The 22,218-nt window shown below is 64.3% G+C and carries 18 protein-coding genes and 1 pseudogene; 15 read left to right on the forward strand and 4 right to left on the reverse strand.

Annotated features, from left to right (window positions below; genetic code table 11):
- Positions 1–95: 95 nt before the first annotated feature.
- The gene (locus tag CDV44_RS13675; RefSeq protein WP_087688485.1) at positions 96–443 is read left to right on the forward strand and encodes a hypothetical protein; all 348 of its coding nucleotides are present in this window, start codon (positions 96–98) and stop codon (positions 441–443) included.
- Positions 444–573: 130 nt separating this feature from the next.
- Here CDV44_RS13675 and CDV44_RS13680 read toward each other — a convergent pair whose 3' ends face one another.
- Positions 574–1,329: an SDR family oxidoreductase gene (locus CDV44_RS13680; RefSeq protein ID WP_087688762.1), complete on the reverse strand. Its 756-nt coding sequence runs from the start codon at positions 1,327–1,329 to the stop codon at positions 574–576.
- Between the two features lie 31 nt (positions 1,330–1,360).
- Between CDV44_RS13680 and CDV44_RS27815 the strand changes: the two genes are divergently transcribed.
- The 9 genes and pseudogenes from CDV44_RS27815 (at position 1,361) to dxs (ending at position 11,016) form a co-directional block, all read left to right on the forward strand.
- Positions 1,361–1,588, forward strand: coding sequence for a hypothetical protein (locus CDV44_RS27815; RefSeq protein WP_141118734.1), 228 nt, complete (start codon positions 1,361–1,363; stop codon positions 1,586–1,588).
- Positions 1,589–1,864: 276 nt separating this feature from the next.
- Positions 1,865–2,245: pseudogene (locus CDV44_RS28735) on the forward strand (CDP-alcohol phosphatidyltransferase family protein); the annotation flags it as partial.
- Positions 2,246–2,479: 234 nt separating this feature from the next.
- Complete coding sequence (locus CDV44_RS13690) at positions 2,480–3,295, forward strand: 2OG-Fe(II) oxygenase (protein ID WP_087688763.1); 816 nt, start codon at positions 2,480–2,482, stop codon at positions 3,293–3,295.
- Positions 3,296–4,318 (forward strand): flippase-like domain-containing protein, encoded by a 1,023-nt coding sequence (locus CDV44_RS13695; RefSeq protein ID WP_087688486.1) that lies wholly within the window; start codon positions 3,296–3,298, stop codon positions 4,316–4,318.
- Positions 4,319–4,333: 15 nt separating this feature from the next.
- Entirely contained in the window at positions 4,334–5,098 is a 765-nt protein-coding gene (locus CDV44_RS13700; protein WP_087688487.1) for an NTP transferase domain-containing protein, read from the forward strand.
- The gene (aepX, locus tag CDV44_RS13705) at positions 5,095–6,792 is read left to right on the forward strand and encodes a phosphoenolpyruvate mutase (protein WP_058379712.1); all 1,698 of its coding nucleotides are present in this window, start codon (positions 5,095–5,097) and stop codon (positions 6,790–6,792) included. The genes CDV44_RS13700 and aepX overlap by 4 nt, the downstream gene beginning before the upstream one ends.
- Positions 6,785–7,963 carry a phosphonopyruvate decarboxylase gene (gene aepY, locus CDV44_RS13710; RefSeq protein WP_058379713.1) on the forward strand — a complete coding sequence of 393 codons (1,179 nt, stop codon included), beginning with the start codon at positions 6,785–6,787 and terminating at the stop codon, positions 7,961–7,963. The genes aepX and aepY overlap by 8 nt, the downstream gene beginning before the upstream one ends.
- 40 nt (positions 7,964–8,003) lie before the next feature.
- Complete coding sequence (locus CDV44_RS13715) at positions 8,004–9,077, forward strand: 2-aminoethylphosphonate aminotransferase (protein ID WP_058379714.1); 1,074 nt, start codon at positions 8,004–8,006, stop codon at positions 9,075–9,077.
- A 22-nt stretch (positions 9,078–9,099) separates the two neighbouring features.
- Positions 9,100–11,016, forward strand: coding sequence for a 1-deoxy-D-xylulose-5-phosphate synthase (gene dxs / locus CDV44_RS13720; protein WP_087688488.1), 1,917 nt, complete (start codon positions 9,100–9,102; stop codon positions 11,014–11,016).
- A 91-nt stretch (positions 11,017–11,107) separates the two neighbouring features.
- Here dxs and CDV44_RS13725 read toward each other — a convergent pair whose 3' ends face one another.
- A complete protein-coding gene (locus CDV44_RS13725; RefSeq protein ID WP_087688489.1) occupies positions 11,108–13,735 on the reverse strand; it encodes an MMPL family transporter in 2,628 nt (875 codons plus the stop codon).
- Between the two features lie 281 nt (positions 13,736–14,016).
- Between CDV44_RS13725 and CDV44_RS13730 the strand changes: the two genes are divergently transcribed.
- The 5 genes from CDV44_RS13730 to CDV44_RS13750 all read left to right on the forward strand — a co-directional run bounded on the left by CDV44_RS13730 (position 14,017) and on the right by CDV44_RS13750 (position 19,300).
- The gene (locus tag CDV44_RS13730) at positions 14,017–14,664 is read left to right on the forward strand and encodes a phospholipid-binding protein MlaC (RefSeq protein ID WP_087688490.1); all 648 of its coding nucleotides are present in this window, start codon (positions 14,017–14,019) and stop codon (positions 14,662–14,664) included.
- Between the two features lie 336 nt (positions 14,665–15,000).
- Positions 15,001–15,960 (forward strand): 4-hydroxy-3-methylbut-2-enyl diphosphate reductase, encoded by a 960-nt coding sequence (gene ispH, locus CDV44_RS13735; RefSeq protein WP_058379718.1) that lies wholly within the window; start codon positions 15,001–15,003, stop codon positions 15,958–15,960.
- Positions 15,961–15,983: 23 nt separating this feature from the next.
- Positions 15,984–17,105 carry an adenosyl-hopene transferase HpnH gene (gene hpnH, locus CDV44_RS13740; RefSeq protein WP_087688491.1) on the forward strand — a complete coding sequence of 374 codons (1,122 nt, stop codon included), beginning with the start codon at positions 15,984–15,986 and terminating at the stop codon, positions 17,103–17,105.
- Positions 17,106–18,101 (forward strand): hopanoid-associated sugar epimerase, encoded by a 996-nt coding sequence (gene hpnA, locus CDV44_RS13745; protein WP_087688492.1) that lies wholly within the window; start codon positions 17,106–17,108, stop codon positions 18,099–18,101.
- Positions 18,098–19,300 (forward strand): glycosyltransferase, encoded by a 1,203-nt coding sequence (locus CDV44_RS13750; protein WP_087688493.1) that lies wholly within the window; start codon positions 18,098–18,100, stop codon positions 19,298–19,300. Before hpnA ends, CDV44_RS13750 begins: the two co-directional genes overlap by 4 nt.
- Positions 19,301–19,383: 83 nt before the next feature.
- Here CDV44_RS13750 and CDV44_RS13755 read toward each other — a convergent pair whose 3' ends face one another.
- Positions 19,384–20,076, reverse strand: a complete 693-nt coding sequence (locus CDV44_RS13755) for a phosphorylase (protein ID WP_249277538.1) — start codon at positions 20,074–20,076, stop codon at positions 19,384–19,386.
- Between the two features lie 118 nt (positions 20,077–20,194).
- Positions 20,195–22,168, reverse strand: coding sequence for a squalene--hopene cyclase (gene shc / locus CDV44_RS13760; protein ID WP_087688764.1), 1,974 nt, complete (start codon positions 22,166–22,168; stop codon positions 20,195–20,197).
- Positions 22,169–22,218: the final 50 nt, after the last annotated feature.

Genomic DNA, 22,218 nt, shown 5'->3' on the forward strand with positions numbered 1-22,218 from the left:
AAATACCGGGAACAACTTCCGACTATGAAAAAACGCCCGGGGGTGTCGGTTCTCGACACTCAGAAGGCGTTTCATCATAAAGGGGGATTACAACAATGGAGCCACACAAACGGCATGACGGGTTCGAGCGTTGGGCCGCTGGCGCGACGGGGCGTCAATCGGGGCGGGACGACGCCCGCTGGCGTGTGTTTCGGGCCCCGGAGCAGGCCGATTTTCACGGCTTCGTCGTCTGGTGTTACACCCAAGGCGTGTTTCTCGGGCAGGAATTCGACCGCCGTACCGACACCATCACGCACTGCTACGTGCGAAATGGCGCTTGGGCGGTGCAATTCGACTCTTATAACGAAGCCTGCGAACGCGCCTTCGACATCCATGCGCCCACGCTCATCCTGTTTGCGCCGGAGCGCAACGGGGGTGTCTTCATCACCAGCACGGAACAGTAACGCCCACGTCGGTGCGGAAGTCTCGTACCCAAACGAAAAGGCACCGGTCCGGCAAATGCCGGCCGGTGCCTTTCGACTTTCTGCACCCGGGTGAGCGATCCGCCGCCCGGGCGTTAGCGTCTTGGCTGTTTTAGCTGTAGTTGCGGATGTCGTCGATCTCGGTCTGACCGAAGTCGTCGCGCTCGGTATAGGCAAGAATGCGGCGCGCCACGTCGTCCGGCGTCGACAGCTTGCCAGCGGCCTTCATTTCCTGAAAACGTGCCAACGCCGGGAAGCTCTCGACGCTGCTGCTGCGAATCGTTTCCTGCATGCCGGTATCGACCACGCCCGGCGCCATCGACACGGCTTGCACGCCTTGCTCGCGATGTTCCGCGTTGACCACACGCGTATACATATCCAGTGCAGCCTTCGTCGCGCAGTACACGCCCCAACCGGCATTCGGATTGCGACCGGCGCCGGAGGAGATGTTCACGATCTGGCGGCGGGCGCTCAGGCCTTGTGTGGCGGCGAGAAAGCGAGCGGTCAGCACCATCACGGCCGTCACGTTGAGTGTGAACGCGGCACCAATCGCTGCAACGTCCGTCAGGGCCGCCGTATTCGCCACCGGGTTGACCGTCCCGGCGTTGTTGATCAGCAGATAACGCGACGCGTCACGCGGGAGCGACGCGAAAATGCGCTCGGCAACACTCGCAGCGGCGTCGGCATCCGACAGGTCGACCGGCACCTGTTCAAGGGTGACGCCCTGCTCGCGGGCGAGAGCGGCAAGGTCGTCGTCCGTGCGACGTGCCAGCGTGACGAGATGCGTGCCGGGGGCAAGCAGACCACGGGCGAGCGACGCGCCGAGGCCACGCGAGGCACCGGTAAGAATGGCAATCGTTTGGGACATATGGGGAATGCGGTCGGATAACACCGCGAAAATGACCAACGGGATCGCCATTATCCGCGTAACCGCAACGCGCCGCTATCCCGAACTCAAGTCGTTTTATCCCGCGAAAAATAACGAATTGCGGCGTTTTTTGCCATTCTGCGTCGGATTGCGGCGGCATTCTCCCGCGCAGTGCGTCAAAACGACGCGCAGACTGTGTGCCAAAGCGAAACAGACTATTGCGGAATATAATCGCGAATTCGCCGCGCTTATAACCTAAGGTATTAAGCACGGCCTTCGGCACCAATCGCATGCGTCAATACGTCTCAATTCACGCGCGTCAATGCCCGTGAGCGCCAACGTTGTCGCGCGTTGTCACAGTTAATACAGGCGTTTCAGGTGCACTGCACATGACCGCCTTATGGGTATATATTCCCCCCTCATGGAAACGATACCGAAACTCTTTTCGGCGCCTTCTGCTGCGCCCGCCACAAGCAAAACTGCACGCCCGGTACCGCCGCGTCCGCGTCAATACGACGCCCGGCTCGCCCGCTGGATGGTCACGCCGCTCATCAATACGCGCGTCAGTCCGAACCATCTGACCACCCTGCGTCTGATCGTCGGGCTGGCCTGTGCGTGGGCGTTCGCAAAGGGCGGCTATGCGATGGCCAACCTGGGCGCAGTGCTGCTCGTGCTGTCGAACTTCATCGATCACACCGATGGCGAACTCGCACGCGTGAGCGGCAAGACGAGCCGTTTCGGCCATCTGTATGACCTCGGGTCGGATGCGTTCGTGACCGTGCTGCTCTTCGGCGGCATCGGCATGGGTGTCGAAGCGATGGCGCCGGGCAGCCTGCCGGTATCCGCATCGGTGCTCGGCTGGATGGCCGGTGTAGCCGTCGCGTTGATCTTCTTCCTGCGCATGCGCATCGAAGACCGCGTGGGCAAGGCCGGCACGAAGCAAGCCTCGGTCGGTGGCTTCGAGACGGAAGACGTGCTTTATCTGATGCCGCTCGTCACGCTGTTCGACGGCACGCGCGGTTTCCTGATCGCTGCCGCCATCGGCGCACCGCTGTTCGCCTTGCTGGTCGTCGCCGATTACGTGCGCGTGATGCGCCGCCCGTTGCCCGCGCAGCCCCAGACAAACAACCACACGAACACCACGACTGACATGACCGACACGACGGCCACGAGCGCTGCTGCCCTTGCCCCTGCACAGGCGGCCCCATCGGCCCCGCTGGCCCCGGCCGCCTTTGCGGCCGACGCTGAAATCGAGCGTGCAATGGACGCCATCGACTTCGACGCGGTCACGTCCGAGTTCAAGTCGCAAGACGCGTTCATCTATCTCGAAAAATTTTTACCGCGCACGGTCACCGATCAGTTGATCGCCGCTGCGCGCGCGGTCACGCCGAACGTGAACCGCAACTATCTGCCCGGCCACAAACAGGGTGGCAGCGTCAGCCGTCACACGCTCGACGAGCTTGCCCCGTTCGTGGCCGAGTTGTATCGCTCGCCTGCCCTGATGCGTTTTCTCGAGCGTCTGGCCGGCGAAAAACTGCTGCCGTCGCCGAAGGAAGACCCGCACGCGTACGCGCTGTATTACTACACGCGTCCGGGCGATCACATCGGCTGGCACTATGACACCTCCTACTACAAGGGCCGCCGTTATACGCTGCTGCTTGGCGTGGTGGACCAATCGAGCTGCAAGCTCGAGTACCGACTTCACACGCGCAATTCGGGCGCGCCGCAAGTCGATGGCGCCGTGGCGTATCCGCCGGGCGCGCTGGTGTTCTTCGACGGGGACAAACTGCATCACCGGATCACGCCGCTCGGCGACAACGAGGAGCGCATCTCGCTCACGTTCGAGTATGTGACCGACCCGCGCATGGGCACTTGGCAGCGCTTCATATCGAATATGAAGGACGCCATCGCTTACTTCGGTTTCCGGCAAGTGTTTCGTCAGGTATTGCAACGGACGAAGCGCTAAATGAACCGGACTGCCATCGTATCTCTGACCCTCGGTATCGCCCTGTTCGTCGCCCTGCTCATCTGGCAGGGAACGGGCTCGGTGATGTCTACGCTGGCCATGGCCGGCTGGGGACTGCTGCCCATCGCCGCCTTCCACATCGTGCCGCTGGTGCTCGACGCCGCCGCCATTCAGGTGCTGGTCGCGAAATCGTGCTCGCTGCGCCGCGCGGTTCTCACGCGCTGGGTCGGCGAGTCGGTCAACAGCCTGCTGCCGGCCGGTCAGATCGGTGGTCCGATTGCGATGGTGCGTCAGATGAAGCAAAGCGGAATGGCCGGGCGCGAAGCCGCCGCCGCCATTACCGTGAGCACCACCTTGCAGGCCGTCGCGCAGATCGTCTTCGCGTTGCTCGGTCTGGCCGTCTTCGGCATCAGTGCCACCCATGACAGCAACGGCGGCCTGTGGGTGCCGATGTTGCTCGCCACGGCCCTGATCTCCGCCCTGCTCTACGCGTTCTACATCGCGCAACGTCGCGGCCTCTTCGGCTGGGCGTTTCGCATGCTCTCGAAAATGTCGTCCAAGCGCGACTGGTCGTCCCTGCTCGACCGGGCCGACGCCGTCGACGAAATCGTGCAGCGCATGTACGGCCAGCGCCGTCAGGTGCTGGCGAGCTTCGCACTCAGTCTGGTGGGCTGGATCGTGGGCACGGCCGAAGTCTGGCTGATCCTGCAATTCATCGGCCACCCGGTGAGCTGGGTCGACGCCATGTTGCTCGAAAGTCTCGGGCAGGCGATTCGTGGTGCCGCGTTCTTCGTGCCGGGCTCGCTCGGCGTCCAGGAAGGCGGCTATCTGCTGCTCGCTCCGCTCGTGGGTCTGCCGGCCGATGCCGCGCTGGCCCTGTCTCTGGCCAAACGTACGCGCGAGTTGTTGCTCGGCGTACCGGGCCTCGTCTATCTGCATTTCTCCGAACGTGGCTGGCGCCGCCGGCGCGCCTCGCAACAAGGCGTGTCGCTGCCCACGGCCACGGATACTGCACCGCTCTAAAGAAGGATACCGACCATGCGGGCCATCATTCTCGCAGCAGGCATGGGCCTGCGTTTGCTCCAGCCCGAAGACAAGCAGTCGCCCAAGTGCCTGCTCAAGTTCGACGGCATGTCGCTGCTCGAGCGCCATCTGCGCATGCTCGCAGCGGTCGGCATCACCGACGTGGTGCTGGCGCTCGGCTTTCACCATGAACAGGTGAGCGAAGAACTCGATCGCCTGAACTGGACCCCGCGTCCGCAGATTTGCCTGAACCCCGACTATCAGCTCGGCAGCGTGCTCACGCTGCACACGGCCGCCGCTGCGATGACCGCCGGTGGCGACGTGCTCGTGATGGACGCCGACGTGCTCTACGATCAACGCATGTTCAATGCGCTGGTGGCGGGCAAGACGGCCAACCGTCTGCTCATCGACCGCGACTTCGAGGTGGGCGACGAGCCGGTCAAGCTGTGCCTGCGCGACGGCGTGCCGGTTGAACTGCGCAAGCAGGTCATGGTCGGCCTCGAATACGACACCGTGGGCGAGTCGGTCGGCTTCTTCCGTTTCAATGAAGCCACGGCCACGCGACTGGCAGAAATCACGCGCGATTACGTCGAATCGGGCCGCGCCAAGATGCCGCACGAAGAAGCCGTGCGCGATCTGCTGCTCGAACGTGGCGCGCAGTTCGAAACCGCCGATGTCACGGGTTTCCCGTGGATCGAGATTGACTACCCTGAAGATGTGAAGCGCGCCGCCGACCAGGTGCTGCCGCAACTCGAACCGCTCACGATGGTGTCCGAATGAACGCTCCCGACGCATTCACCTTGCCGCCGACCGCCACGCGCGCGGCGCAACTGCGCGCCATGCTGCGCAGCAATCAACTCGAATTCCTGATGGAAGCCCACAACGGCCTGTCGGCGCGCATCGTGCGCGAGGCAGGCTTCAAGGGCATCTGGGCCTCGGGTCTCGCGATCTCCGCCCAGTTCGGCGTGCGCGACAACAACGAAGCCAGTTGGACGCAGGTCGTCGATAACCTCGAATTCATGGCCGATGCCAGCGATCTGCCGATCCTGCTCGACGGCGACACCGGCTACGGCAACTTCAACAACATGCGCCGTCTCGTGCGCAAGCTCGAACAACGCGGCGTGGCCGGCGTGTGTATTGAAGACAAGGTCTTCCCGAAGACCAACAGCTTCATCGGCGGCGAGCGCCAGCCGCTCGCCGACATGGACGAGTTCTGCGGCAAGATCAAGGCCGGCAAGGACTCGCAGGCCGACGACGATTTCTCGATCGTGGCACGTGTCGAAGCACTGATCGCCGGCTGGGGCATGGAAGAAGCCCTGCGCCGCGCCGAGGCCTATCGTCTGGCCGGTGCCGACGCCATTCTGATTCACAGCAAGCTCAAGCGTGCCGACGAGATCGTGCAATTCGCCCGCGAGTGGGATAACCGCTGCCCGCTGGTGATCGTGCCGACCAAGTACTACAGCACGCCGACCGACGTGTTCCGCGAAGCCGGCATCAGCGTCGTGATCTGGGCGAACCATCTGATTCGCTCGGCCACGTCGGCCATGCAGGCCGTGGCTGCCGAGATTCATCGCAACGAGACGCTCATCAACGTCGAAGACCGCATCGCGACCGTCGACGAGATCTTCCGCTTGCAAGACGCCGACGAGTACACCGAAGCCGAAGACCGCTATCTGTCCGCTGCCAACGCCCCGCGCTCGGCCATCGTGCTCGCCGCGAGCCGTGGCAAGAACCTCGAGAGCGTGACGACGGACCGTCCGAAGGTCATGCTGCCGGTCGCCGGCAAGCCGCTGCTGCGCTGGCTGGTCGACGGCTTCAAGAAGCAGAACGTGAACGACATCACGGTCGTCGGCGGCTACCGTGCCGACGCGATCGACACCGCCGGCATCACGCTGGCCATCAACGAGCGCTTTGCCGAGACCGGCGAACTGGCCTCGCTCGCCCGCGTGGGCGATGCCTTCGCACACGACACCGTCATCTCGTATGGCGACCTGCTGTTCCGCAGCTACATCGTGCGCGATCTGGTCGAGAGCGATGCCGACATCACGGTGGTGGTCGACTCCACCGCCGCCACGACGGCCAACGCCAGCGTGCGCGACTTCGCGTACTGCTCGTCCGGCGACGATCGTGGTCTGTTCGGCCAGCAAGTGCTGCTCGAGAAGATCAGCGGCGACGCGACGGACGCTGGCCGCACGCCGAACGGCCGCTGGATCGGTCTGCTGGGCGTGCGTGGCGAAGGCCGCGCGCAAGTGCAACGCGTGTTCACGACGCTTCAGGCCCGCGCCGATTTCGACCAGCTCGGCGTGCCCGACCTGATCAACGCGTTGGTTGCCGACGGCGCAAAGATCGACGTGCAGTACGTGCACGGCCACTGGCGCGGTGTGAACGACATGGAAGAATTCCGCCGTGCGGCAGACTTCGCCCATGGTCAGACGCCGTTCAGCGGTGCCGATACGGAGACGCAAGGTGATTGAAGCGGGTCAGTTCGTCGAAGCCGCGCGCAAGCACGGCTTCACGTGGTACACCGGCGTGCCGTGTTCGTTTCTCACGCCGTTCATCAACTACGTGCTGCAAGACCCGACGCTGCATTACCTGTCGGCGGCCAACGAGGGCGACGCCGTCGCCATCGCGGCGGGCGCCACCCTCGGTGAAGGCCGTGGTGCGCGCGCCGTGACGATGATGCAGAACTCGGGCCTCGGCAACGCCGTGAGCCCGCTCACGTCGCTCACGTGGACGTTCCGTCTGCCGCAGTTGCTGATCGTGACGTGGCGTGGCCAGCCCGGTATCACCGATGAGCCGCAGCATGCGCTCATGGGCCCGATCACGCCGGCCATGCTCGACTTGATGGAAGTGCCGTGGGAGCTGTTCCCGACCGAGCCGGAAGCGATTGCCCCGGCGCTGGAGCGGGCCGTGCGTCATATGGACGAAACAGGCCGCCCCTACGCCCTCGTGATGCAAAAGGGCAGCGTGGCATCGTTCCCGCTGCAACCCACCGAACGCCCGACGCGCCCGGCACAGCCGGCACCGGCATCGCTCGTGCGCGGTGTCGCACCGGCGGACCTGCCGACGCGCCGAGATGCGCTGGAGCGCGTCATCGCCCATACACCGCTCGACGGCACGGTGGTGCTCGCCTCGACCGGTTTTTGCGGACGCGAACTCTATGCGCTCGACGACCGGGCCAACCAGTTGTACATGGTCGGATCGATGGGCTGCGTCACCACGCTCGCCCTCGGGCTGGCGCTCGCACGCCCCGACCTGCGCGTGGTTGCGGTCGACGGCGACGGCGCCGCATTGATGCGCATGGGTGCATTCGCTACGCTGGGCGCTTATGGCCCGTCGAATCTGGTGCATCTGCTGCTCGATAACGCGTCGCACGACTCGACCGGCACGCAGGCCACGGTCTCGCCGACGGTGTCGTTCGCCGGTGTGGCTGCGGCCAGCGGCTATGCACTCGCACTGGAAGGCGATACGCTCGACGTCATCGAACAATTGTTCGACGGCCGTTCGGCGAGCCTGAGCGACGGCCCGCGCTTCGCCTGCCTGACCACGCGCCCCGGCACGCCCGATGGCCTGCCGCGTCCGAAAGTCACGCCGGAAGCCGTCAAGTCGCGTCTGATGGACCACATCGCTCAAGCCCGCGCCTGAGCGTTCCCCCTATAACAATATCCGCCGAGGAAGCTTCGCCATGCTGTTACTGAACCCGGGCCCCGTTACCCTGACCGAGCGTGTCCGCAAGAGCCTGCTGCAACCCGATCTGTGCCACCGCGAGCCCGAGTTCTTCGACTTGCAGGACGAAGCCCGCGCGCGCCTGACGGCCGTCTACGGTCTGGACCCGGCGGTGTGGACGCCGGTGCTGATGACCGGTTCGGGCACGGCAGCGGTCGAAAGCATGACGGCGGGTCTCGTGCCCGAAGGCGGCCGCCTGCTGATCGTGGAGAACGGTGTGTACGGCGAGCGCATCTCGCAGATCGCCAAGCAGTACCGCATCGATCACGACGTCATCCATTTCGAATGGATGCAGGCTCCGGATCTGGCACAGATCGTCAACAAGCTGGACACCGCCGGTGACCGTCCGTACACCAACGTGGCGATCATCCACCACGAGACGACCACGGGCCGCCTGAACGATCTGGGCGGCATCGCGCGCGCCTGCCGCGAGCGTGGTATCGACCTGCTGGTCGACGGCGTGAGCAGCTTTGCCGCCGAAGCCATCGATTTCAACGACTCCGGCATCGTGGCCGTTGCGGCGACTGCGAACAAGTGCGTGCACGGCGTGCCGGGCGTGTCGTTCGTGATGGTGCGCAAGGATGCGCTCGCCAAGGCATTCAGCCGCACGTATTACCTCGACATCGCACGGCTGGCCAAGCTGCAAGCCGAGCGCAACACGCCGTTCACGCCGTCCGTGCACGCTTACTACGCGCTGGTCGAAGCACTGCGCGAACTCGACGAGGCCGGTGGCTGGCAGAAGCGCCACGCCCACTACGGTGCCCTCGCCGAGCAAGCCCGTGCCGGACTGGCCGCGCTGGGCATGGATGCCGTGCTGCCGCCGAATGAATCGTCGGTCGTGCTGCGCGCCTACAAGCTGCCGGCGGGCGTGGATTATCCGCGTCTGCACGACTGGCTCAAGGCCGATGGCTTTGTGATCTATGCAGGCCAAGGCGGCCTGTCGAAAGAACTGTTCCGTATCTCGACGATGGGCAACCTCACGTCGGCCGACATCGATCGCCTGCTGGCGTCGTTCGCCCGGTTGGTGAAGTAAGCGCGGGGACGGACGTTCATCCATGGCCGATCTGCTAGCCACCCTCCGCTCCCCCGCCGACATGCGCGCGCTCTCGCGCGCCGATCTGCGCCGTCTGGCCGATGAACTGCGCGCCTGCGTGCTCGACAGCGTGTCGCGCACCGGCGGGCATCTGTCGTCGAACCTCGGCACGGTCGAACTGACGATTGCGCTGCATTACGTGTTCGACACGCCCAACGATCGCATCGTGTGGGACGTGGGTCACCAGACGTATCCGCACAAGATCCTCACCGGACGCCGCGAGGCGATGCCCACGCTGCGTCAGTGGCAGGGCTTGTCGGGCTTTCCGAAGCGCGACGAATCGCCGTACGACACGTTTGGCACGGCCCACTCGAGCACGTCGATTTCTGCCGCGCTCGGCATGGCGCTTGCCAGCAAGGTCAAGGGCGAGAAGCGTCACGCGATTGCCGTGATCGGCGACGGTGCCATGACCGCAGGTGAAGCATTCGAGGCCCTGAACAACGCCGGTGTGTACGAGGACCTGCCGTTTCTCGTCGTGCTCAACGACAACGACATGTCGATCTCGCCACCGGTGGGCGCGCTCAACCAGTACCTCACGCGACTGATGTCGGGCCAGTTCTACTCGGCCGGCAAGGAAAGCGTGCGCAACCTGCTGCGCAATGCCCCGGCGCCGATGCGCGAGTTCGCACACAAGCTCGAAGAACACGCCAAGGCGATCGTCTCGCCGACCGGCACGATGTTCGAAGAGTTCGGCTTCAACTATCTGGGCCCGATCGACGGCCACGATCTCGATGCGCTGATTCCCGCGCTCGAGAACATCAAGGCGCTCAAGGGGCCGCAATTCCTGCACGTGGTCACACGCAAGGGTCGCGGCTACAAGCTCGCCGAGGCCGATCCGGTGCTCTATCACGGTCCGGGCAAGTTCAATCCGAGCGAAGGCATTCGCCCGGCAGCGCCCGGCACGGCCGCGCCGAAGACCTACACGCAGGTGTTCGGCGAATGGCTTTGCGACGCCGCAGCGGCCGATTCACGCGTTGTCGGCATCACGCCGGCCATGCGCGAGGGGTCGGGGCTGGTGGAATTCGAGAAGCGCTTTGCGGAGCGCTACTACGACGTGGGTATCGCCGAGCAACACGCGGTGACGTTTGCGGGCGGGCTCGCCACCGAAGGGCTCAAGCCCGTCGTCGCGATCTATTCGACGTTCCTGCAACGCGGCTACGATCAAGTGATTCACGACGTGGCGCTGCAAAACCTGCCGGTCGTGTTTGCGATCGATCGCGGCGGGCTGGTCGGTGCCGACGGCGCCACGCATGCCGGTGCCTACGACATCGCGTTCCTGCGTTGCATCCCGAACATGGTCGTGATGACCCCGGCCGATGAGAACGAGTGCCGCCAGTTGTTGCAGACGGCACTCGGCATCGACGGCCCCAGCGCGGTGCGCTATCCGCGCGGCACGGGGCCCGGTGTTACGCCGGAAGCCGGTCTGTCGACGCTGCCCGTGGGGCGTGCCCAAGTGCGCCGTCAAAGCGCCGCCCCGGCGGGTCGCCGCGTGGCGTTGCTGGCGTTCGGTCCGATGGTCGCGCTGGCCGAGCAGGTGGCCGGCGAGTTCGACGCGAGCGTGGTGAACATGCGCTTCGTGAAGCCGCTTGATACCGCCACCGTGCTGGAGATGGCCCGCACGCACGATCTCGTCGTCACGTTGGAGGAAGGGGCCGTCATGGGCGGCGCCGGTTCCGCCTGCATCGAAGCACTCAATGCGAACGGCGTGCAGGTGCCGGTGCTGCAACTGGGACTGCCGGACAAGTACATCGATCAGGGCACCCCGGCGCAGCAACTGGCGTCGGTCGGCCTCGACGCTGCGGGTATCGCGGCATCGATTCGCCGTGCCCTCACCGAACGTCTTGGCGGCAAAGTCGAAGCGGTGCCTTCGCCGCAATAAATCTGCGGAAAGTCTCCCGGCATTTAAGGGAAAGCAAAACGGCACCTTTCGGTGCCGTTTTGCTTTGTTCCATCAGGTCTGCGATGTCGCGTTACACCTTGCCCGGCGTCTTCGCTGCCGCCTTCTCGCGCGGCTTGCCCATCAACACCGGCTGGAAGAACACCGCGCCGATCAGCGTACACACGAGCGAGAGCGCCAACAGCTTGCCCATGCTCGACGTGCCCGGGTGATGCGACAGCCAGAGGCTGCCGAACGCAATACCCGTGGTCGCTGCGGACAGCACGACGGCCTGCGTCAGACTCGACGCGAGCAGACGCGTCTGCCCGTGACGCCACGCGATCACGTAATAGATCTTGAACGCCACGCCCACGCCCAACAGCAGCGGCAGCGCGATGATGTTCGCGAAGTTCAGCGGCAACCCGATCAGCACGGTAATTTCGAGCGTCACGGCCGCCGACACCAGCAGCGGCACGAGCGTGCGCAGCACGTCGCCGAAGTTACGCAGCGCGAGCCAGAGCAGCACCGTGATCGACAACAGCGCCCAGATACCCGCTTCGATGAACGAGCGAATGATCGTGTCCGCCGAGCGCAGGATCGAAATCGGACCGCCCACGGCGTCCGGCGTCGTTGCCAGCACGGCGGCACTGAACTTGCGCAGCATCGCGTCGTCGCTCGGGTCGGCGCCCTTCGCCACGCGCGGCGAAATGTTCACGAGTGCGCGTCCGTCGGCGGCGACCCACTGGGCCACGATGTCCTTCGGCAGCGATTCGCGCGTGACCGTTTGCGGTTGCAGCGCTTCACGCAACTGGCCGAGGGCGAGCTTGAGCGGCCCGGCAATCGCACGGTCGGCACGGTCGCGCAGCGCCGCGTCGCCCGCGGCGAGCTTGCGCAGTGCGGCGGCGAGTCGTTGCGCTTCCTTGGCGCCCTCACCCGGGTGATCGAGCGCAGCGTCTTCCAACTGCCCAGCGGCCGTCTTGAGCGACGACACGCGCGCGGCGTCCGCCACCGACGGCAGCGGTGTTTGCGAGAGCGTGGGCAGCAGCGACGTCGCGGCCGCACCGATCAAAGCGAGCTTCTGCGGCTGCTCGGCCGGCATGAAGGTCGTAAGCGTGACCACCCGGCCGATTTCCGGCACCGCACGCAGCTTGGCGGCCTCGGCATCGGCGGCGTCAAGATTGGCGGCGAGCAACTGCACGTCGTTCACCCCGGCCTCCGGCGAATTGGCGAGATCGAGCAGCGTCGCCATCGACTCCGTATGCGGGTCTTTCAGGTGCAGCGGGTTGAAGTCGAAATGCAGATGCGCAAGCAACGGCAAACCGGCGATCACCAGTGCCAGCGTGCCGTAGAGCAGCGGGTTACGGTATTTGTCGGTGAAATCATCGACCCGGCCCAGACTGCGAAAGCCCGGCGGGCTTGCTTCACCACTCGGCTTGAACACGCTGATCAGCGCGGGCAGCAGCGTAATCGCCGACGGGAAGGCCACGCACAGAATGCCCACGCCCGCGATCAGGCCCAGCTCCGACACGCCTCGATAGTCCGTGGGCAGGAACGAGAAGAAGCTCGCGGCGGTGGCCGCTGCGGCCAGCGACAACGGCATGGCGATGGCCTTGCCGGCACCGGCGAGCGCACCTTGCAGCGCGCCTTCGTCGTTGCCCAGACGATGCCGTTCCTCGCGATAGCGCACACCGAACTGAATCCCGAAGTCCACGCCGATGCCGACGAACAGCACCGCAAACGCGACCGAAATCATGTTGAGCGCGCCCACCATCATCAGGCCAAGCGCGAACGTGATGGCCAGACCGGCGAGCAACGTGATGAACACCGCGACGATCATCTTGCCCGAGCGCACCGCGAGCCACAGCACCACCAGCACGGCCAGCAGCGTGATCACGGCATTGGGGCCGGCGTCCTGACGCACCGACGCAAACTCTTCATCGGAGAGCGGACGCGGGCCCGTCAGGCGCACCGTCGCGCCATAGCGTTCTTCGAGCTTCAGATCGGCGGCTGCCGCGCGAATGCGCGACGCCGCATTGGCACCGGCTTCGAGCGCTGCGTAGTCGAGCACCGGCTGCACTTCGACGTAGCTGCGCGCTACGGTATCGGGGGCAACCAGCGCGCGCCACGACATCGCAGCGGGCTTGTCGGCCAGCACCGCTTCGGTCGTATCGGCCGCATTACCGAGCAGACGCGCCATCTCCGGCAGCTTGACCTGACCGGTGAGCAACGGCGTTTGCAGCGTCACGGAGAGCAGATTCGACAGCCCGGTCAGACTCGGGTCTTGGGCGAGCCGGTTGAGCAGCGGCTTGGCATCGCCCAGCTTGCTGGTCAGGCTCTTCACATCGTCGACGGATGCGAACAGCAGCGCGTTGCGGGCAAAGAACTCGCCGGCACCCGGGCGGCTCACCGCACGGAAAACGTCCTTTTCGGTGGCAAGTTTGTCCGCCAGTTCAGCGGCGGCGCGGTCGGCGAATTCGATGGCGGGCGCCTGCACGACGGCCAGCGTGACGTCGGCCTTCTGCGGGAAAGCGCGATCGATCTCGCGGCCACGCTCGGCGGCGGGCGTGTTCGAGTCGATCAAGCTGGAGACATCGGTGTTGATCGCGAAGTGCTTGGCGACGTACACGCAACTGGCCACTGTCAGCAGCAGCGAGGCGAAGATGACTGGGTACGCGTGCTTCGCCGAAAAACGGACGATGCGCACGACGAGCGAAGTCAGCATGTAGCGGTTCCGGAAGAGAAATGCAAAACGAATGGAAAGGCAACCGCGCCGGCCATCCCGTCATCCCCCGCCTGCGCCCCTCGCCTCACGCCATTTGGGCATAAGCGATTGAGACATCAGGTAAATTTTGCGGGACCTGTCGGGAACCAATCGGCGATAAAGACCGTCGATCTGGCCATTGAAACGGTGAATTTACAAAATCGAAGCAGTATACAGGGCCTCGTGCACTACACTACGGCCTACCCGATTTAAACCAACGAAGAGAAGCTGGGTTCCTACGTATGAAGAAATTTCTGGTGACGGCAATGGCCGCGGCCACCATGGCCCTTTCAACCGTTTCATCGGGCGTCTGGGCACAGACGAACAGCGCCAATCCCAACGACGCGGTGAAGACAGCTGTCGAGACGGTCGTCAAGGCCGCCAAGGCGGACCCGGCCGCACGCGATGGCGATGTCGTCGCGACGGCCAAAGTGGTCGAGCGCGACTTCCTGCCCTACACCGACTTCCGCCGTACCACGCGATTCGCCGTCGGCACGAAGGCCTTCGACGCCGCCACGCCGGCCCAACAGCAGCAGGTCTTCGAGTTGTTCCAGCAATTGCTGGTGAACACCTACGCCCTGCAACTCTCGCAAGTGCGCGGCTCACAGCTCACATTCAAGTACGATCCGGCCAAGGTCTCGGCAAGCAGCACTGACGCCGTCGTGGGCGCTACGGTCAACGGCACCGGCGATACGCTCGCGGTGGCCTATCGTCTGGGCAAGACCGACAAGGGCTGGAAGATCTACGACATCAACATGATGGGCGAGAACGTGGCCGACGCGTGGCTCATCCAGCTGTACCAGACGCAGTTCAAGGCCCGCCTTGCCAATGGTGGCATGGACAGCCTGATCGCGTATCTGCGCGAAAAGAACGCGCATTTCGGCAAGTAAAAACAAGGGCCCGGCACGGGATGCCTGGCCCGCCACTCTCCTCGCAGGGACTTTGTACCGATTGGCCACCCGATCGGCGCAAATTCGGCCCAGATCGGCGCCGATTCGTCAATCTTTATGTAACAAGTGCTGGCGGTTCTCCACAGGGGGTCGCCAGCAATAATTGGCGGCGGCGGTTACAATCGTCGCTTGTCAAACGACCGGACGGCGGTCCCCCCGCGGGCATGCTCGACGAGCCATCGAAAGTGGCGCGGAGAGTCCCATGAGGCCAATGTAATAACGACATGGACTCCCCGATTAAACCGCCATCCCGGCCGACCTGAGCCGGAGAGCTGAATGCAAGTCATCCTTGCCCAACCCCGCGGGTTTTGTGCGGGTGTCATACGTGCCATCGAGATCGTCGAACGTGCCCTTGAAAAATACGGCGCGCCGGTCTACGTGCGCCATGAGATTGTCCACAACAAGCACGTGGTCGATTCTCTCAAGGCCAAAGGCGCGCGCTTTATCGCCGAGCTTTCCGAAGCCCCGGCGGGTGCAGTCACTATTTTCAGTGCCCATGGCGTTGCCCGCGTTGTCGAGCAGGAAGCGCAGATTCGTGGCTTGAAAGTGTTGAACGCCACCTGCCCGCTCGTCACTAAAGTGCATATCCAGGGCAAGAACTACGTTTCCGCCGGACGCGAAGTCATCCTGATCGGTCACGCCGGTCACCCGGAAGTCGAAGGCACGATGGGCCAGATCGACGGCCCGGTGCACTTGGTGCAAACCGAAGCCGACGTGGATCTGCTGCCGTTGCCGGTGAACACGCCGGTGTCCTACGTGACGCAGACCACCCTGTCGGTCGATGAGACTCGCGGTATCATTGCTGCACTGCAACGACGCTTCACCAATATCGTCGGGCCGAATACCAAAGATATTTGCTACGCCACACAAAACCGCCAGACCGCCGTGCGCGAGCTGTGCGAGCGCGTGGACGTGCTGCTGGTGGTCGGTGCGACGAACAGCTCGAACTCGAACCGCCTGCGCGAAATCGGCTCGGAAATGGGGTTGCCCAGCTACCTCGTGGCCGACGGCTCGGAAGTGAACCCTGAATGGGTTCGCGGCCAGGCCCGCATCGGTATTACTGCCGGGGCGTCCGCGCCCGAGCGCATGGTCGAAGACGTGATCGACGCGCTGCGCCGCATCGACACCGTCGAAGTGACTCTCATGGACGGCATCGAGGAAACCATCCAATTCCGCTTGCCGTCGGAATTGACCAAAGACGAGCCGGTCGCCGCGCAACACGCGGTCGCCGGCTAACGCAACACGAACAGGAGCCGAACTTGGCCATCCCCTTCCTGCAACAGGCGTATGTTGGCGCCTACCTCATGAAGCAACGCTTCAAGGGCAACAAGCGTTACCCGCTGGTGCTCATGCTTGAACCGCTTTTCCGCTGCAACCTGGCCTGCTCGGGCTGCGGCAAGATCGACTATCCGGATCCCATTCTGAATCAGCGCGTCTCGCTCAAGGACGCCCTCGATGCCGTGGACGAATGCGGCGCACCGGTGGTCTCGATCGCCGGCGGCGAGCCGCTGCTGCACAAAGAAATGCCGCAGATCGTCAAGGGCATCATCGAGCGCAAGAAGTTCGTGTATCTCTGCACGAACGCCCTGCTGCTGGAAAAGAAGATCGACGATTACGAGCCGAGCCCGTTCTTCGTCTGGTCGATCCACCTCGACGGCGACCGTGAAATGCACGACGCGTCGGTGTGCCAGGACGGCGTGTACGACCGTTGCGTCGCCGCCATCAAGTTGGCGAAGTCGCGCGGCTTCCGCGTGAACATCAACTGCACGCTGTTCAACAACGCCGATCCGGAGAAGGTTGCCAAGTTCTTCGACACGACGAAGGAAATGGGTCTGGACGGCATCACCGTGTCGCCGGGCTACGCCTACGAACGTGCCCCGGACCAGCAGCACTTCCTGAACCGTTCGAAGACCAAGCAACTGTTCCGCGACATTCTCAAGCGCGGCAACGGCGGCAAGGACTGGACGTTCAGCCAGTCGAGCCTGTTCCTCGACTTCCTGGCCGGCAACCGCACGTATCACTGCACGCCGTGGGGCAACCCGACGCGTACCGTGTTCGGCTGGCAACGTCCGTGCTACCTGCTCGGCGAAGGCTATGCCAAGACGTACACCGAGTTGATGGAAACCACCGACTGGGACAAGTACGGCGTGGGTAACTACGAAAAGTGCGCAGACTGCATGGTCCACAGCGGCTTCGAAGCGACCGCCGTGAACGACACGCTGTCGCGTCCGCTGCGTGCCCTCGGCGTTGCCCTCAAGGGTGTGCGTACCGAAGGCCCGATGGCTGACGACGTCTCGTTCGCCAAGCAACGTCCGGCCGAGTATGTGTTCTCGAAGCACGTCGAGATCAAGCTCGACGAACTGAAGCGAGCCAAGGCGTAAATGCCGTCGCGTGTGCTGGTCACCGGCGCCTCCGGGTTCGTCGGTTCTGCGGTAGCACGCACGGCGCTCGCGCGCGGTCACGAGGTTCGCCTGCTGGTGCGTGGCACCAGCCCGCGCGCGAACCTCGCCGACCTGCCCGTTGAAGTCGTCGAAGGCGACATGCGCGATGCGGCCTCGATGCAGCGCGCACTCGCCGGCGTGGACGCCCTGCTCCACGTTGCGGCCGACTACCGCCTCTGGGCGAAAGATCCCAACGACATCATGCGAGCCAACATCGATGGCACGCGCACGGTGATGGAAGCCGCGCTGCGTGCAGGTGTCGGGCGCGTGGTGTACACGAGCAGCGTAGCCACGTTGCGCGTGCAAGGCGCGACCGGCCCGGTCGATGAAACCTCCCCGAACGACGAAGCGACGACCATTGGCGTGTACAAGCGCAGCAAGGTCGCGGCCGAGCGTCTGGTCGAGCGCATGATCGCCAACGACGGCCTGCCCGCCGTGATCGTCAATCCGTCCACGCCCATCGGGCCACGCGACATCAAGCCCACGCCGACCGGGCGCATCATCGTCGAAGCGGCACAGGGCAAGATTCCGGCGTTCGTCGATACCGGGCTCAACCTCGTGCACGTCGACGACTGCGCCGAGGGCCACCTGCTGGCGCTGGAGCGTGGCCGCATCGGCGAGCGCTACATTCTGGGCGGCGACGACGTGTTGCTGCGCGAAATGCTTGCCGCGATTGCCGGTCTCGTGGGCCGCAAGGCACCAACCGTGGCACTGCCGCGCTGGCCGCTCTACCCGCTCGCGATGGCCGCACAGGGCGTGGCGCGCTTCACCGGCAAAGAACCGTTCGTCACGGTCGACGGCCTGAAGATGTCGCGCTATCACATGTTCTTCTCGTCGGAGAAGGCCAAGCGCGAACTGGGCTACACCGCCCGTCCCTACCTTGATGGCCTGCGCGACGCGCTCGCCTGGTTTCGCACCGCCGGATATTTGTCATGACTGTTTTGGGCTGGATCGCCGCGCTCTCGCTGGCCATCTGGATCTATCTGCTGATTTCGCAGGGCGGCTTCTGGCGCGCGCGCGAACGCGATGATCTCGACGAAGATCAACTGCCCGTGCCTGATGTCTGGCCCACAGTGGCGGTGATCATCCCGGCGCGCAACGAGGCCGAGTCGATCGGTCAGGTAGTCGAATCGCTCTGCCGCCAAGACTACGCGGGGCGTCTGCGCATTGTCGTCGTCGACGATCAGAGCAACGACGGCACCGCCGATCTGGCGCGCCAAGCAGCGGCCCGTGCGGCGGCCGACGGCCTCACGCGACGCGTGGACGTCCTGAGCGGTCAGCCACTGCCCGGCGGCTGGACCGGCAAGATGTGGGCCGTGCGTCAGGGCGTATCGTTCGCCAGCGATCCGGCAACCAACGACGACGGCATTGCGCCCGAGTACCTGCTGCACACCGACGCCGACATCGCTCACTCGCCCGACAACGTGCGTCATCTCGTGACCCGTGCCACCGGCGACAATCGCGTGCTCGTTTCACTCATGGCGAAGCTGCGCTGCACGGCGTGGTTCGAGCGCACGCTGATTCCGGCGTTCGTGCTGTTCTTCCAGATGCTCTACCCGTTCGCTTGGGTCAACGATCCGAAGAAGCGCATGGCGGCAGCGGCCGGGGGATGCATGCTGATCCATCGCCGGTCGCTTGAAGCGGGCGGTGGTATTGAAGCCATTCGCGACGAGATCATCGACGACTGCGCGATGGGGCGCCTGCTCAAGAAGCAGGGTTCGATCTGGCTGGGACTCACCGAGCGCGCGATGAGCGTGCGCCCGTACGACAACCTCGGCGAGATTCGCAAGATGGTCTCGCGCACGGCTTACGCGCAGTTGCAGTATTCGCCAGTGCTGCTGGCGGGCACGATCATGTCGCTGCTGCTCACGTTCATCGTGCCGCCTGCCGTGACGATCTTCGGCTCCGGCATTGCGCAATGGCTGGGGTTCTTCGCGTGGGTGGCGATGACGATCTCGTATGTCCCGATGCTGCGCTTCTACCGCCAGCCGACGAGCTTCGGTCCGATGCTGCCGCTGGTGGCAGCGCTCTACACCGTCTTTACGTTCGACTCGGCGCTGCAACACTGGCGCGGTCGTGGCGGCATGTGGAAAGGACGCGCGCAAGCACGCGGGCAACAGTCTTCGGACGTATAACGCTGCGTCAAAGCGCATTGCCCCATAGAAAAAGCCAGTTTGCCGACAACGCAAACTGGCTTTTTTGCTGAGACTCGACGCCTTCAGATCTTCGCGGCTTCCGCGCCGAATCCATCGCCGAGCCGCAGCGTGATGGCCTGACGGCCGTAGCGCATTGCATCCTTCGCCCGGCCCGCATCCTTCCCCACACGAATCAGCGCGGGCAGTTGCAGCGGATGCTTGGCCAGCGAGCACAACACGCCGAGAAGGTTGACCGACCCATCGGCCCGCATCCCGGCGAGCGCCGCCGGTGGCAGCGAGCGCTCTGCCGGATCGATGACCACGCGTGCCACCACGAACGGCAGCCCATGCGCCGCCGCCACCCGCGCGACGATATGCGACTCCATATCGGCCGCCGCTGCCCCGCTCTCGCGACACAGCGCCGCCTTGTCATCGGCCGTCACCACCGGTGCCGTCACGCCTGCCAGATCGGCCCGTAGCGCCGCCGGCAAGGCCCGGCGCAGTGCGTCGGCCCACACAATCGAAGACACGTATTCGCGCGCGTTGTCGGGCATGTCGAGCACCTTGTGCGCGATGATCCACTGCCCCGCTTTCACCCCCGGCACCAGACCACCCGCCGTCCCGAAGCTCACCAGCCCGCGTGCGCCCTGCGCAATCGCGGCTTCGAGTTCGTCCGCCAGCGTGTCGTTCTGCGCACAAACCACGCGCACACCATTGCCGCGCGCAATGCGGGCTTCGAAGGGCATGCCGGTCACCACGATGATGGGCGAAGTCATTGGACTCGTCGTTGGACTCATTAGCCTGCCTTGAGAAAACCGAGGGAATTTCGAAGAAACCGCCCCGACGGCAAACCTCTGCCGCCGGAGCGTGCGATGCGCATTGCGCGCATCGATATTACATGCCGCAGGGTACCGGGCAATCGTTGCGCACGGTCAGATTGCGATAGCGTGCCAGCGCCCACAGCGGGAAGAACTTGCGATAGCCGTGATAACGCAGGTAGAACACGCGCGGAAAGCCCGTCGCCGTGTACAACTCTTCGTCCCACAGCCCTTCATCGTTCTGCGTGTTCAGCAGATAGTCGACGCCGCGCTTGACCGCCGGGTCGTCCGCCTTGCCCGCCGCCATCAGGCCGAGCAGTGCCCAGGCCGTTTGCGACGACGTGCTCGGTGCCGCCTCATAGCCCTTGTATTCGAGCTTGTAGCTGTCGCCATCCTCGCCCCAGCCGCCGTCGGCGTTCTGGATCGAGAGCAGCCACTTCGCCGCGCGCGCCATCACCGGATGCTCCGGTTGCATGCCCGCCGCTTGCAGACCGCACATGGCCGACCACGTGCCGTACACGAAATTCATGCCCCAGCGGCCATACCAGCTACCGTCGGGTTCCTGATCGTCGAGGATGTACTTGAGCGCCAGATCGGCGGAAGCCTTGCGTTCCGGCGACGTCGGCAACTGCGCCAGCATCGACAGGCAACGCGCGGACACATCGACCGTCGGCGGGTCCAGCAACGCCCCGTGATCGGAGAACGGAATGTTGTTCAGATACAGATGCGTGTTCTCGGGCTCGAATGCGCCCCAGCCGCCATTGCTGCTCTGCATGCCGATCACCCACTCGGTGCCGCGATCAATCGCATAGCGCATCGCCTGCGACTTCGGGTCCGCTTGATCGACCTTAGCGTTATCGAACTTGCCCGCGAGCTTTTCGTAGCGGTCCATCGCCATCGCCACCACGGCCGTGTCGTCCACGTCGGGGTAATGGGGATTGGCGAACTGGAACGCCCAGCCGCCCGGGCGCACGTTCGGACGACGCGAAATCCAGTCGCCGCGCACGTCGAGAATCTGCAACGGGATCAGCCATTCAAGCCCCTTCCCCGCTTGCTCGATGGCGCGCTTGTCGCCCGTCTCCAGCAGCGCATGCGCCGAGAGCGCCGTATCCCACACCGGCGACAGACACGGCTGCACATACGTTTCGTCGTCGGCCGGCGTCACCAGTTTCTCGACCGACTTGCGGGCAATCGCGCGGCTCGGATGATCTTCCGGGTACCCGAGCACGTCATACATCATGACCGAGTTGGCCATTGCCGGATAAATCGCACCCAGGCCGTCTTCACCGTTCAGGCGCTCTTCCACGAACTCGACCGCGCGCTTGATCGACTTCTTGCGCAGCGACTTCGGGAAGTACGGATCGAGCGCACGCAGCACATGATCGACACCTGAGAAGAACGTGAACCAGAAACGGCTCTGATGCGGCGCGCGCTTGGGCGGGCCCACATCCTTGGGGCTGCCGATGAAGAGCTCATCGATGCCCACACCCTTGGGGTTACGCGCGAGCGGGCGCTTGGCCTGCAACACGAGCAGCGGCACGATCACCGTGCGCGCCCAGTACGACACCTTCGAGAGATGGAACGGGAACCACTTCGGCAGCAGCATGATCTCGACCGGCATCATCGGCACTGCCTTCCATTCGAGCACGCCGTACAGCGCCAGCAGAATGCGCGTGAACACGTTCGAATTCTGCGCACCGCCGCGCGAGATGATGGCCTCACGCGCGCGCACCATGTGCGGCGCGTCGATCGGCTCACCGATCATCTTGAGCGCGAAGTACGCCTTCACGCTCGCGCTCATGTCGAACTTGCCCTGATGGAACAGCGGCCAGCCCCCGTGCTCGCCCTGAATACGGCGCAGATAGACGGCGATCTTGGCTTCGAGTTCGGCGTCGACCTTCTCGCCCAGATGGTGGCGCAGCAGCACATACTCAGCCGGAATCGTCGAATCGGCTTCGAGTTCGAACAGCCAGTGACCGTTGTCCTGTTGCAGATCGAGCAGGGCCGTGATCGAGCGATCGATACCCGTCTCAAGCGTTTGCGTCGCCATTGCCGTGCTCACCTTCTGGGCAAGTTCGGTATGCAGTTTGAGGTCCACTG

It is taken from the genome of Pandoraea sp. PE-S2R-1 (assembly GCF_002179865.1).
Taxonomy (GTDB): domain Bacteria; phylum Pseudomonadota; class Gammaproteobacteria; order Burkholderiales; family Burkholderiaceae; genus Pandoraea.